The 15,085-nt window shown below is 32.9% G+C and carries 7 protein-coding genes; 2 read left to right on the top strand and 5 right to left on the bottom strand.

The window, feature by feature from the left end:
- The first annotated feature begins 75 nt into the window (after positions 1–75).
- The gene (locus tag H9I45_RS16250; protein WP_088354078.1) at positions 76–9,018 is read left to right on the top strand and encodes a T9SS type A sorting domain-containing protein; all 8,943 of its coding nucleotides are present in this window, start codon (positions 76–78) and stop codon (positions 9,016–9,018) included.
- Between the two features lie 683 nt (positions 9,019–9,701).
- Here H9I45_RS16250 and H9I45_RS16245 read toward each other — a convergent pair.
- Genes H9I45_RS16245 through H9I45_RS16495 form a run of 3 tightly spaced genes read right to left on the bottom strand, consistent with a single transcriptional unit; the run spans position 9,702 to position 12,651 of the window.
- Entirely contained in the window at positions 9,702–11,018 is a 1,317-nt protein-coding gene (locus H9I45_RS16245) for a sugar MFS transporter (protein WP_088354079.1), read from the bottom strand.
- A 38-nt stretch (positions 11,019–11,056) separates the two neighbouring features.
- The gene (locus H9I45_RS16240) at positions 11,057–12,055 is read right to left on the bottom strand and encodes a glycosylasparaginase (RefSeq protein WP_088354080.1); all 999 of its coding nucleotides are present in this window, start codon (positions 12,053–12,055) and stop codon (positions 11,057–11,059) included.
- Positions 12,056–12,060: 5 nt separating this feature from the next.
- Entirely contained in the window at positions 12,061–12,651 is a 591-nt protein-coding gene (locus H9I45_RS16495; RefSeq protein WP_088354081.1) for a glycoside hydrolase domain-containing protein, read from the bottom strand.
- Between the two features lie 165 nt (positions 12,652–12,816).
- Between H9I45_RS16495 and H9I45_RS16230 the strand changes: the two genes are divergently transcribed.
- Positions 12,817–13,515 (top strand): copper homeostasis protein CutC, encoded by a 699-nt coding sequence (locus tag H9I45_RS16230; RefSeq protein ID WP_088354082.1) that lies wholly within the window; start codon positions 12,817–12,819, stop codon positions 13,513–13,515.
- 102 nt (positions 13,516–13,617) lie between these two features.
- On the opposite strand, the gene H9I45_RS16225 is transcribed toward H9I45_RS16230, so the two are convergent.
- A complete protein-coding gene (locus H9I45_RS16225; RefSeq protein ID WP_088354083.1) occupies positions 13,618–14,574 on the bottom strand; it encodes a glycosyltransferase family 2 protein in 957 nt (318 codons plus the stop codon).
- Positions 14,571–15,017, bottom strand: a complete 447-nt coding sequence (locus tag H9I45_RS16220) for a hypothetical protein (protein ID WP_088354084.1) — start codon at positions 15,015–15,017, stop codon at positions 14,571–14,573. Before H9I45_RS16220 ends, H9I45_RS16225 begins: the two co-directional genes overlap by 4 nt.
- Positions 15,018–15,085: the final 68 nt, after the last annotated feature.

Genomic DNA, 15,085 nt, shown 5'->3' with positions numbered 1-15,085 from the left:
TAAAATTTATGGTAAATTAAACGACAAAACGTATATTTGTAATGCATCCCGTCAAATCTGCAAAAACTTACTATAATGAAAAAAACACCTACTTTAACTGGAAAAAAATCCTGTAAAGAATATTTATTAGTACTCATTTTTTTTATAAGCTTATTTTTTACATTAAGTTCACATTCTCAAACAATATCTAGTACAGGTTCATCTGCTTCTACTTGTGGTAATTGTACTCCTACAGGTTGGTTAGATGATGGTGGTACTCCAGATATTTCTAACAGAACAAATGCTGGTGGGCAAGGGAGTTTAGGTGAAAATGATACTTGGGAAGCTTCTCCTCTTCCACTACCTCCCACAGGAGATTTAACTTGGATATCTATGAGAGATATTGGAGATTTTAATGCATCTCCTGTTGAATCCGTAAAAACGTCCATGGGTGGTATTATAGATGGAAATGTGTACAAATTAACAATGTATATTATGACTGCCAAAAGTAATGGTGTTGGTGGAGACTACTATTCAGGAGCATATATAGATCAATTTTCCTACGAAATTAACGAACCAGGAGTAACTCCAGCCACCCAAATAGTTGCAGTAGATTCAAAAGCATATGATAAATGGGATAAAAGAGAGGTAATATTTATTGGAAAACCAGATGGTACAGGGAAAATGGAATTGGCTTTTTCTCCTTTAGACAATGCAGTTACTAGTGGAAACGATGTAAACTTCGAAAGTATACATATTGCAATTAAATTAAACGATTTGGCTTTATTAGATACAGATGGAGATGGAATTGTAGATTCAATTGATGTAGATGACGATAATGATGGTATTTTAGATACCATAGAATTAACTTTAAGCGGAACAGAATACGATCCTTTAGGAGATGAAGATGGAGATAAGTTACCTAACTATTTAGATACTTTTGACAATAATATTTCTACAGATTTTAGTGAGACGAGTTATGTTACTACAGGTTCTGGAGGAATTCCAGATGTGTATGATTTCGATGATGATGGTATTCCAAATCATTTAGATTTAGATGCAGATAATGATGGAATTCCAGACAATATAGAAGCACAAACCACCAATGGTTACATTGCACCAAGTGGAGCAGTTGGTGCTGGTTTTACAGATGCAGATAACGATGGTTTAGATGATAATTACGACCCTGTTGTTTCAGGAGGAACACCAGGAACTGCAATTACTCCCGTAAATTCCGAAGCGAATGGAGAAGCAGATTATAGAGATTTAGATTCCGATAATGATGGTGCTTCAGACACTACAGAAGCAAATATTATTTTAAGTGGCACTGTAGGCGAAAACGGCTTAGACAATGCTTACGATAATGGCGATGATTATAAAGACGTAAATGGTCTTTTCGATAATACGCAAACAGACAATTTCCCAGATCAAGGAAATAATGCAGACAATGGTTTACCTGACGATGTAAACTGGAGAGATGTTTCTGTAACAGGTTTTTTAGATACAGATGGAGATGGTATTGCCAATAACATAGATAAAGACGACGATAATGATGGTATTAGAGACTTCGTAGAAAGTTGTATTGACTTTAATGCAACTTTGGTGTCTAATACAGGAGTAACAAATAGTGGAAACCTAACTGGAGTACCAGATGATGCCCCAGGAGAATTAAATACAAATGGTAACATTTTTGTTTTAGATTTTGGAGCTATTTTTCCTGTTGGAACCCAATATCAAATTACATGGAAAAGACAAGATGGTGCCACTGGAACAGCGATTCCTATTATAAACGAGTCTACAGACGACGCCACATATACAAGAAATTTTAACGCTCCATCAAGTGCGCAATCAGATAATTTTCAGACAGATATCGTAACTTCTAATGTGGCTTTTAGGTACATACAAATTACAAAACAAACAGACCCAAGTATTACCGATTTTGAAATAGATGCTATTGGCGTTTTAAATACAACATCTTGTAATAACGATGTAGATGGAGATGGAATTGCAAATTATTTAGATTTAGATTCAGATAATGATGGAATTCCAGACAACATAGAAGCACAACCAACAGCAAGCTACACTGCTCCTACTACTTTTACAGATTTCGATAACGATGGTTTAGACGATAATTACGATGGAAATATTCCTGGAGGAACCTCAAATTCTTATTTTACACTTGTAAATACAGACAGTGGCTCAGACGCTATTCCAGATTATTTAGATACAGATTCAGACAATGATGGAACTCCAGACAGAGTGGAAGCAAACCTAACTCTATCAGGTACAGTTGGTTTTAATGGTTTAGATAATAGTTTAGACAATGGAGATACGTATGCAGATGTAAATGGTAGTGCAGACGATACTCCTTTTAGCGAATATCCAGACAACCCTTCTGGAGGAGAAATAGATTGGAGAGATGCAACTTCTACATTTAAAGACACAGATGGAGATGGTGTGCAAGATTCTGTAGATTTAGATGACGATAATGATGGTATTTTAGATTCAGTAGAAGGTTGTAGTGAAGAAACTTCCACAAGCACAAATTTATCTTTTACTACACAAGGTGGTTCTGGTTTTTCATACTCAAGTAATAATATCACTTTTACAAATGGTACAGCTGGTAATGTAAATAGTACGCACTCGCAAAATTTCTCATCAATAGACCCGAATACTAATTTCGAAATGAGTTTTACTTTAAGTGGTACATTCGCTTCTGATACCGATAGATTTGTTAGAATGGGTATTAATGAAGCTGGCACTAACACCACCAATTCTTTCGAAGATATAGATTATGCCTTTTTAATAAGGGAAAGTGCAGGGCCATTATTAATCTATGAAAATGGTACGCTTAAAGGAAGTTTCAGCAATGGAGCAGATGGCAATGTTCTAAGTATCAGAAAAATAGGAACAACAGTAACTTATTTGGTTAATGGAGCTGTAATTTATACAAGTATTGTATCCGCAAATGGTGCAGATTACTATGTAGATAATTCATTTTTTGGACAAACCTCTACTTATAGTTTAAATAATTTTCAAGTAGCACATATCAATTTAACAGACGATATAGATGGAGATGGTATTTTAAACTGTCTAGATTTAGATTCAGATAATGATGGTATTCCAGATAATATAGAAGCGCAATCTACAACTGGCTATACAGCTCCAGATGGTGTTTTCGATGCAAATGGAGTAGACACTGCATATACAGGTGGTATAACTCCTGAAGATACAGATGGTGATGGTAAAAAAGATTATTTAGAAACAGATTCCGACAACGATGGAATTTTAGATAATGTAGAAGCAGGCTTAACTTTAACAGGAGTTTATGGAAACAATGGTTTAGATAACGCCTACGATAATGGAGACAATTATGTAGATGTAAATGGTTCTTTTGATAGCTCTCAAACAAATAATTTTCCAGATGAAGATGGAGATGTATTTAATGGTGGAGATGTAGATTATAGAGACGATACCTTTACAAAAGATACAGATGGAGATGGAGTTAATGACGAAGTAGATTTAGATGACGATAATGATGGTATTGTAGATTCCATAGAATATGGAGCAAGTGACAGATGTATTGATGTTGCTAACCAAGGTACATTAGATTGGTATGATGAATATAACGAAGATTTAACCTCAGACCCAACCTTAGGAGAAGATCCTATAGTAACAGATGATGAAATTGTAAATGCAGATGTAACAATAAAATTATCTAGAACTTCAAACGTTTTAAGTGATAGTAATTATCGCATAAACAACGATGTTACAGCAAACAGTTCTTACACATTATCTCAACTATCAACAGAAAATGCAGAGTCTAGACATACGTTTACGTTTAGTGCACCAGTTTACAACCTTGCGTTCACAATTTACGATGTAAATAGAGATAATGGAACCATTGCCATTGATAACGTTCAATTAGCAATCACAAAAGAAGATGGAACGAACTACACATTAGCACCAGCAGATTATACTTTAGGAGCAGATAACACAAATACAGGTGGCAATAATTTTAGAGGAACAGGAACAGGGTCTACAAATATTGTTATAAACTCCTTACCTATTTTTGTTACTAAAATACAAGTAATTTACACAAACGCTGGAAGTGGAAATGTTTCTGGAATACAAGATATCGCTATTGGAGATTTAACTTTTTGTACTCCATTAGATTCAGATAATGATGGTGTTTTCGATTATGTTGATTTAGATGCAGATAACGATGGAATCCCAGATAATATCGAAGCACAATCTACAATAGGCTATATAGCTCCAACAGGAAGTTATAGTATAACAGGAATAGATTTAGCATATGATGCTGGTATAACTCCTGTAAATACAGATGGAGATGTAAATGCAGATTATTTAGATTTAGATTCAGATGGAGATGGAACGAACGATATAGATGAAGGAATTATTAACGAAGCACTTCCTGCAAATTCAGGAGGTATGTTTACTGGCGCTGTTGGTACAAACGGATTATTAGACGCTCTTGAAGATTCTGATACAGATCAAGGCTACACAGATATTAATGGTATTCATGTAGCGCCGAAATCAGATGGTTTTTTAGATGATGCTTCAGATAGCGATGTTTTAATTGGTGGAGATTTAGATTATAGAGACACGATTATTGGTGTTGATTCCGATAATGATGGTTTTGCAAATTCAGCAGATATAGATGATGATGGAGATGGAATTCCAGACATTAACGAAAGTGGTGGAAATGACCCTGATGGAGATGAGGATAATGATGGAACTCTAAACTATTTAGACACTTCTGATGATGGAAGTGGTGGTCCTGGAGGAACAACCAATTACACAGATGCAGATGGAAATGGAATTCCAGATGTATACGATTTCGATGGAGATGGTGTTCCAAATCATTTAGATATCGATGCAGATAATGATGGAATTCCAGATAATGTAGAAGCACAAACTACAACTGGTTATATTGCTCCAGCAACTGCAGGAGATACAGATACAGATAACGATGGTTTAAATGATGCTTACGATCCAGATTGTTCTCCTTGTGGAGGAATAACAGGAATTAATTTATCTACTCCAAACAATCACGATTCAACAGACAACCCAGATTATTTAGATACAGATTCAGACAACGATGGAATTTTCGATATCGCAGAAAATCAGGTTTCTAACGGAACTGATGTTCCTTCAGACGCAAACACAGGAAATTCCACAGATGGAACTCCAGATGGAATCTTAGATCCAGCCAATTTTGTAGATACAGATGGAGATGGTTTAGCAGATATTTACGAAGGTTCCGAAGTTAACGATCGTTTCGATGTTAACGACGAAATTAATACACCTGCTTCCAATTTACCTGACGAAGATTCGGATGTAAATACAACAGGAGATGTAGATTTTAGAGATGACACTACAGGAGTTATTACACCTGGAGTTGCAGGGAATATTTTATGGTTAAGAGCAGATATTGGAGTAACAGGAACAACAACAGTTACTGGTTGGGAAGACCAATCTGGAGATGATGAAGATGCAATAGCAGTATCTGGAACTGCACCAAGTAAAGAAGCAAATGGAATCAATTTTAATCCTTCCATAGTTTTTGATGGAACTAATGATTTTATGAGAATTCCAAATGGTATTTTAGAAACTGATACCTACGAAAGTTTATGGGTTTACACAGTTAACAGCGTAGGTGTAGTAAAACAATCTTACTTGTTTTCAGAAAGTATTGCTGGATCTAATGGAAGATTTTCTGCACATATGCCATGGTCAGATGCAACCATTTATTACGATTTTGCAAATTGTTGTGGATCAGATGGTAGAATTAGTGTAAACTGGGGATCTTCAGTAAATACATTTAATATTTGGACTTTATCTAGTAATATTAATACCACCACACCAACTGGAGCTCGAAAAAACATTTCTAGAGATGGACGCTCATTAGTAACTAGTAATGGTAACAACACATCACATTCTAGAACAGGTTTAAATAACGATTTTTACCTAGGTACTGGAAATGCTACTGGACTTTACCATAATGGAGAATTGGCAGAAATCATGGTTTTCAATACGGTTCCATCAGATTTAGAACAACAACACATTCAATCTTATTTGGCAATAAAATATGGTAAAACATTAGATATTATAGACAACGATGCTGGTATTGTAGAAGGTGATTATATTCTAAAAGATTTAAATACCAAAATTTGGGATCATACTGCAAATAGTACCTATCATAATGATGTTGCTGGTATTGGTAGAGACGATGCAATGGTTTTAAATCAAAAACAATCTAAATCTGTTAATTCAGATGCAATAATTACAATTGGTTTAAATGAAATACAAACTACAAATGCATTAAACACAAATACGTTTACGTCTAATAAAGATTTTTTAGTTTGGGGAAATAATAACGGAGTCATAAATACAATAACAGAAACTGAACTAATTTGTGCTCCAGAAAAAACAATTGGTAGAAAATGGAAAATAGTTGAAAATGGTAGTGTTGGAACTGTTGAAATTACTGTAACACAAGCAACCATAGATGCTGCACTTACAACCCCAAATACAGTTAAAGTTTTAAAAGTAGCAGATGATGCCGCTTTTACCACTAACGTAAATTACGTACCCTTAACTGATATTGGTACAGTTTACACAGCAGATTACGATTTTAATGGTATAAAATATTTTACTTATAGCGAAATCAATGGAATTTTCTGGAATGGAAACATGGGAGTTTCTGGCTCTTGGGTAGGTGGAAACAGTGTTCCAGTAACTGGTGGACCAAGTACAAATTCATTTGATAGAGACAAAGTAATGGTTATCGATGCTCAATCTACTGCAAACCACGCAATACTTAACGAAAATGTAGAAGTAGAATGTGTATGGATTAAAACCAATTCTAAATTAATGGTTGCTGATGATAGGTATTTAGAATTCGATGAAGATTTTATATTAGATGGACAATTAAGGTTAATTGGCGATGGACAATTGGTACAAACACACGTAGGTTTATCTAATGTAGAAGGTAATGGAAAATTATTTAGAGACCAACAATCTGTAGTACCAAATGTATATAGGTATCACTATTGGACTTCTCCTGTAAGAGAATTAGGCTTGGACACATATAGAGTTGCACAAGTAATGAAAGATGGTAGTACTCCAACTTCTGCATCATCAACCATAACAGATATAAATTGGGTTTCTTTAGATCAATCTGGTGTACCAAACCGAGGTTTAAATGGAGCTACAGGTTCACCAATTACAATTTCTAATTTCTGGATTTACACCAATCAAAACGACCCAGCACAAGAAGATGAACGTTCAGAAAATTACGTAAGAAAATTAGAAACTGGAGTTATTAAAAGAGGTTTAGGTTACACAATGAAAAGTACAGGAGCAAATCCACAAAACTTTACATTTGTTGGAACTCCTAATGATGGTTCCATAAGTATTCCTTTAGTCGCAAATACATCTACCTTAGTTGGTAATCCTTATCCAAGTGCTTTAGATGCTACAGACTTTATAAACACAAATATAGATGCTATTGAAGGTACTTTGTACTTCTGGGAACACACAGGAGAAGATACAGAGCCAAGTGGTATTACAGGTCATACTTTTGCAGGATATTATGGTGGTTATTCTCAAAGAAACTTAACTATGGGAATTGCAGCTAATGGTGTGCCATCTTCAGACCCTTCAGTTTATAATTGGGAAACAGCAGTAGATAATGGATCAAATGTTACACAAACAACAGATGATACAGAAGTAACTGTAGAATTTTCTAGCAATTCAATTACTATAGATCCTAATGTGGCAAATATAGGAGGCACAACTGCGAAAGTTATTACAAAATCGGAAAGTGGTACAGATACATATGACGTAACTTTTACTTTTGATAAAGCTATCGAAATTACCTCTATATATTTATTTAATAATGCACCATCATCACCTGTATCAGATCCAACAGTAACGCTTACGCCAGATAATTCTCAAACAGTAGAAACTCAATTATTAACTGGTGCTTCTGGGCAAGAAATAATTTTAAATTGGGTAGATGTTACAACATTTACAATAACAACCAATAGACCTTATAATTTGGTTATAGATGATATTAAATTTAAAAAAGGTTTTTTTCCAAGTTTAGGTGAAGGTACATATCATGCACCAAATAGATACATTGCTGTTGCTCAAGGTTTTTTTGTAAGAGCAGATGCAGATGGAGGAACTTTAAGATTCGAAAACTCTCAGAGAAATTATGAAGACGATGATTTTGCCTCTGGTGGTACATTTTTCTTTAAATCTAATCAAAAACAAAAAAATAATGGTGATGAGAATGAGGATGAATTTGACTTATTGCCAATTTTAAAATTAGGTTTTAACAGAACTACAACCGATCAAGTTCAATTACATAGACAAATTGGAATTTCTTTTAGAAGAGGAAACACCTATAACTACGAGAATGGTTTCGATAGCGAAATATTTGACGTTGGCGAAAATGACATCTATTGGAATTTCCCTGAAATGAATAATAGAAAATTAGTAATTGCAGGAGTTTCTGAAATAACAAACCAATTAGAAGTTCCCTTAACAATAGCTACTTCTAATAACGAGTCTAAATCAATTCAGATAGATGAAGTTAAAAATATAGACAAACCTGTTTACTTATTAGATAAATTAACAGGTACTTATTATACATTAAGTAAAACTCCTTTAGAGTTAAACATAGAAAATGGTGTTTATACAAATCGTTTCTTTATAACTTTCTCTAAAGAAAATGCATTAAGTACAGAAGATGTAAATCCTTTAAATAAAGAATTATCAATCTTTATGGACAATGATTCTAAAGAAGTGGTTATCCAGAATAACAAATTACTTAAAATTAAGAGAGTTGCCTTATTTAATGTTTTAGGACAGAAAGTTCGTGAATGGAAAAAAGTAGAAAATATTACAGAAAACAGACTAAAAACAAACAAGCTCTCTGCAACTGTATATATTTTAAATATTGAAACTGAAGAAGGTAAAATATCTAAGAAGATTTTAATTGAATAAAAACTTAATTAAAATAATATAGAAAGCCGAAACTTAGTTGTTTCGGCTTTTTTGTTTTAAAATAAATGTCATTTCGAGCGGAACAAAGTGTAGCCGAGAAATCTCAAAAATCAAATTAAATTCCGAGATTTCTCCACAAGGTCGAAATGACATGGAAACTCCAATTGTCATTTCGAGCGAAACGTAGTGAAGCCGAGAAATCTCACACACTAAAATTAATCCTGAAATTTCTCCACAAGGTCGAAATGACATGAAATTCCAATTGTCATTTCGAGCGAAACGTAGTGAAGCCGAGAAATCTCACACACTAAAATTAATCCTGAAATTTCTCCACAAGGTCGAAATGACATGAAATTCCAATTGTCATTTCGAGCGAAACGCAGTGAAGCCGAGAAATCTCACACACTAAAATTAATCCTGAAATTTCTCCACAAGGTCGAAATGACATGGGAACTCCAAATTGTGTCATTTCGAGCGAAACACAGTGAAGCCGAGAAATCTCACACACTAAAATTAATCCTGAAATTTCTCCACAAGGTCGAAATGACATGAAATTCCAATTGTCATTTCGAGCGAAACGCAGTGAAACCGAGAAATCTTAAACATCAAATTAATTCTTTAGATTTCTGAACAAGAATAAAACAGACGTCATTTACATTAAAAGAGTTTTTCCAGTAGGAAGATTAAGATGGGATTTTATACCTCCCAAAAAACAAAATATACCCATAACAAAAAATTGTTAAGATAAAGGCAGTTTTAAAGCCAAAACCATCTATTAAACTTCCGAAAATAAAAGGGATAATTGCGCCACCAACAATTGCCATACAAAGCAAGCCTGAAGCTTGTGCTTTTAAATCTCCCAAACCTTCTAAACTAAGCGTAAAAATCGTTGGAAACATTATCGAATTAAACAAACCCACTACCAAAATAGACCACATAGAAAGTAATCCAGTGGTGTTTATAGAAATTACAATCATAGAAATGGCTAAAAAAGCAAAAATGCTTAACACTTTTCCAGGAGCCATAATTTTGGTTAAATATGCACCCACAAATCGTCCAATCATTGCTCCTCCCCAATAAAAAATCACAAAAATTGCTAATAAAGATTTTGGGTCCGAATCTGTAAATGTTTTATTAAAAGTACTTGCAATCGTGTTGGCAATGCTCATCATTGTTTCATTTCCAGCAACAACAGCTGCTAAGTTCATATCTACAAAATAGTTGACTAAAAAACTACCAATCGCAACTTCTGCACCTACATAAACAAATATCCCTAAAGCCCCCATGAGCATTAATTTATTTTTCAATAAAGTTAAATAACCTCCTTTTGGACTTTCTTGCATAACTGTTGGTAGTTTTATAAACCCGAATATCAACGCTAAAACTGCAATAAAAATCGCAATAAATAAAAATGGAGTTTGTACAGTCGCAGCTTCTGCAACGTAATAATTTGTCTTATCTATATCGCTTAAAAGGTTTATTTCTGCAGATGTTTTTACAGAATCACTCAATAAAAATAATGCACCAACAACTGGGGCAATTGTAGTTCCTAAAGAATTAAATGCTTGCGATAAATTTAATCGACTACTAGCACCATCTTCACTTCCTAATAAAGCAACATACGGATTTGCGGCTACTTGCAAAATCGTAATTCCGCCAGCCAAAGTAAAATAACCAAATAAAAATACTGGAAAAGATCGAAAAGATGCAGCCGGATAAAATAACAAACAACCTGCTGCCATTGTTAATAATCCTAAAACAATTCCTTTTTTGTAACCAATTTTAGATAAAATAGCTCCTGCAGGTAAAGAGAATACAAAAAATGCCACAAAAAAGGCAAATTGAACCAAAACAGTTTTTGCATACGACATCTCGAAAACATCCTTTAACCTTGGTACTAAACTATCTACTAAAACCGTAATAAACCCCCAAAGGAAAAATAAAGTAGTTAAAAATATAAATGCAGATTTGTAAGATTTATTGGTTGCTGAAGTACTCATTTATTACTATAATTTAATTATTTTTTTGCTTGATAAATCTACGCTTTCTTAATATGAGAATCTGATTCCACATACGTTTGTTCTCCTTCTTGATATTTACTAATTCCAAAACCACCATGAATACAGTAACAACCATATTCTCCTTTTTTATTTAAGGCAACATACCCAACTTGAAAGTTTTTAAAATTCGGATTCGAAGTTACAATTCTTCTAACTCCTTCTTCACAAGCTTCTTGTGGTGTTCTTCCTTGCCTCATTAATTCTACAATTAAAAAACTACCTACCGTTTTTAAAACCTCTTCTCCCATTCCAGTAGCAGTAGCTCCACCAACTGTATTGTCTATAAATAAACCAGATCCAATTACAGCAGAATCTCCAACTCTACCAGCCATTTTATAGGCTAAACCACTTGTGGTACAGCCTCCAGAAATATCACCATTTTTGTCAATCGCTAACATACCTATCGTATCGTGATTTTCTATATTGATAATCGGTTTATATTCTGATTTTTCTTTCCATTTTTCCCACGCTTTTATCGTATTTTCATTCAATAAGTTTTCTCTTTTGAAACCTTGAGAAACCGCAAATTGCTCTGCTCCTTTTCCTGCCAACAAGACATGTGGTGTATCTTCCATAACTTTACGAGCCACAGAAATTGGGTGTGCAATATTCTCCATGCAAACTACTGCACCATAATTACCTTCTTTGTTCATAATACAAGCATCTAAAGTAACATTTCCATCTCTATCTGGTGTTCCTCCATTACCTACTGTTGTATTCTTTAAATCTGCTTCTTCTACTCTACAACCTGCTTCAATTGCATCTAAAGAATTGCCTCCTTTTTCTAGAACTTCCCAAGCCGCTTTTGTCGCGTTTTTAAAATTCCAAGTTGCAACTACAACTGGAACTACGGTTTTACTTGCTGAAACTGTTTTTTTTTCTTTTTGAGTATCATCGCAACTTATCATTGAAGATGAAACTGTAACCAAGCCTAAACCAGTTACTGATGCTTTTTTTAAAAAATTCCTTCTTTTCATTTTAATTATTTTTTTGATTGATTAGACATTGTAAAAACAAATTCTCCTCCATCCATAATTTCGTTATGCAATATATAATTTCTATTGATTTCTTTTCCATTAATTGTCAATTTAGAAACATAAACATTTTCTTTAGATTGATTTTCACTAGAAATAACTAATGTATTTCCGTTTTCTAAATTCAAAGTTGCTTTTTTCCCTTCTTTCGTTTCAATTGGGTCTAAAACCAAATCACCAACTGTTGGCATTACTAATAAATCTCCTAAATCTGAATGTCCTGTTCCACTAAAATTCGTGTGTGCAAAACCTACGATTGTAGTATCTCTATATTGATAACCTGCAAAATACTCGTAAGTAGCAGCATTGTATTTTCCGTCTTTAAACATAACCTCGAAGTTTGTTTGCGGACTCAATTGCACCATTCCAAAAGGCGCTGTTGCTCCAGGATAAACATGCCCCATTTTACTAGTGCCAATCATTGGATTTACGTAAGAAATTAAATTTTTATCTATTTTTGTTTCAATAATTTCAGGGGTATTATTACGACTAGAAATAAGAAAAAGTGTAATAAAAAATAGATGGAAATTAAATTTCATAAAAATAGATTGTTAAATTCGTATCAAATATAACAGAAAATGAAAATTAGCCCTTACATTCTTTTAATTTTTATTACAATTTTACGGAGTTGTATAATCGAAGTTTAAAAACCAATCGAACCGAATTTTATTCTAATACCTCTAAGTTAAACAATACTATAAATTATGCTGTTAGAAATCTGCGCAAACTCATATCAATCTGCCTTAAATGCTCAAAATGCTGGAGTCGATAGAATTGAACTTTGCTCAGAATTATCTGTTGGAGGAATTACACCTTCTTTTGGATTATTAGAAAAAGTTGCCAAAGAAATTACAATTCTTACGAATGTATTAATTCGTCCAAGAAGCGGGAATTTTTGTTATTCTGATGCCGAGTTTAAACAAATGAAAAAAGACATTTTAATTTGTAAAAAATTAGGATTTAATGGAATTGTTTCTGGAATTTTAAATGCTGATAATTCAATAAATATTGAAAGAACAAAAGAAATAATTGAACTTTCTAAACCTCTTTCTTTTACGTTTCATAGAGCTTTTGATTGTGTTACAAACCCAAAAAAATCTTTACAAGAATTAATAGATTTAAAAGTGGATAGAATTCTAACTTCTGGCTTGCAAGAAAACGCAATCAACGGAATTGATTTATTAATTGAATTACAAAAACTAGCTGGAGAAAAATTAATTATTCTTCCAGGAAGTGGTATTAATGCTGATAATGTTAATGTTTTTAAAGAAGTTGGTTTTAAGGAAATTCATGCTTCTGCTTCTAAAATTATAAATTCTGAAAAAAGTGTATTTTTTGGAAATATTGCTCAAACAGAATCTAATATTCAAGAGATAGAAAGTATTTTAAAAGTAATTAAATAGTACTTATTAAAATTTATAATCTTAAAATTATTCTAATAATTAATAAAGCTTAGATTACTTAATTGAAATTTTCTAGATTCCTATTTAAACAGGAATGACATATTATTTCTTTACAAAAAATTGAGATTCTAAAAAACCCAATCCATAGCCTAAAAACTGAGTAAAAGAAGTAATGATACTCAAAAAAGCAACTTTAATATTTTTATTTTGAAGCAAAGAGTCTAAAAAAATAAACAAAAAATAAAATACGAAAAAATATAAAAGTTGAAAATATCCAAAGAAAGCTAACAAAACACTTAAATCGAAACCTAAAATAAATACACTTGGAAACCAATACGTAATTTTAGCTGTTTTTGGGTATTTTTTATTTAGAATTGGTCTTGCTGTACCAAAACCGAATGTTTGTTTGTAAAACTGCTGAATGGTACTTCTACGTTTGTGGTATACAAATGCTTTGTCTATTAATTGTGTTTCGAATTTGTTTTCCCACAAGCGAAAAGTTAAATCTATATCTTCTCCATTTTTCATTTTAGAAAAACCGTTTGTTTTTTCGAATGCTTTTTTAGACAAACCCAAATTGAAGCTTCTTGGCTGAAATTTTCCAACTCCTTTTTTCTTTCCTCGAATTCCGCCTGTAGTTAAAACTGAAGTCATGGAATAATTAATGGCTTTTTGTAAAGCAGTAAAACTTTTATGCGCGGCATCTGGACCACCAAAAGCATCTGTAAAATTAGCTTCTAATGCTTTTTTTACTTCGGATAAATATTGAGAAGGAACAAGAACATCGGAATCTAATATGATAAAATAGTTTCCTGTGGCTTTTTCCATGCCGAAATTTCGACTAGCTCCTGCACCACTATTTTCCTTAAAGAAATATTTTAAATCAAGTTGGCTTTTATACTTCTCTACAATTTCTTTTGAAGAATATGTAGAACCATCTTCAATGATTAAAACCTCGAAAGCATCAGAAAAATCTTGTTTTGTAAGACTTTCTAATAACTCATCTATTTCTTGCGGACGGTTATAAACTGGGATTATTATGGAGAAATGTAGGTTCAAATGTTGGTATTAAATTCTATTTTATGCTTTTTTACTTTTAAAACTGCAGAAGTAAAATGTTTGTTTTGGATTAATTGAATTTCCTCTTCTGAAACAGGATAACTTATCTGAGAAATCCATCTGTTTGATACATTCGAAAAATCTGATTCTATCATATAATCGTCTGACTTACAGATTAATTCTTTATCATCTGACTTAAATTCTAAGATTGCACCTTTATTTGTTTTAAGGCTTGATGCACTAATTACTGTAGTATTAATAAAATAATAACCTGCTAATTCTTGAAGCTCTACATAAAGAAAACCAAATTCTGAAATTCCATATTTCTCTCCAGGTACATTTGTAATTTTTTCTTCTGTAAAAGTATCTACGTGAGTTCTTTTCATCGCGTTTATATTTCCAAATCTTGCTAAAACAAGGTCAACTTTTCTAAAAATACCCATTCAACTTATTTTTAACGAAACTACAAAAATGACGCTAAACAAAAAATGCAAATCGAATTTAGATTTGC

It is taken from the genome of Polaribacter haliotis, assembly GCF_014784055.1.
Classification (GTDB): domain Bacteria; phylum Bacteroidota; class Bacteroidia; order Flavobacteriales; family Flavobacteriaceae; genus Polaribacter; species Polaribacter haliotis.
This window is presented reverse-complemented; position numbering and strand designations above follow the sequence as displayed.

Excerpts from the sequence above, each read along its gene's own strand:
- H9I45_RS16250 (WP_088354078.1), top strand. The coding sequence starts at position 76 with ATGAAAAAAACACCTACTTTAACTGGAAAAAAATCCTGTAAAGAATAT.
- H9I45_RS16245 (WP_088354079.1), bottom strand. The coding sequence starts at position 11,018 with ATGAGTACTTCAGCAACCAATAAATCTTACAAATCTGCATTTATATTT.
- H9I45_RS16240 (WP_088354080.1), bottom strand. The coding sequence starts at position 12,055 with ATGAAAAGAAGGAATTTTTTAAAAAAAGCATCAGTAACTGGTTTAGGC.
- H9I45_RS16495 (WP_088354081.1), bottom strand. The coding sequence starts at position 12,651 with ATGAAATTTAATTTCCATCTATTTTTTATTACACTTTTTCTTATTTCT.
- H9I45_RS16230 (WP_088354082.1), top strand. The coding sequence starts at position 12,817 with ATGCTGTTAGAAATCTGCGCAAACTCATATCAATCTGCCTTAAATGCT.
- H9I45_RS16220 (WP_088354084.1), bottom strand. The coding sequence starts at position 15,017 with ATGGGTATTTTTAGAAAAGTTGACCTTGTTTTAGCAAGATTTGGAAAT.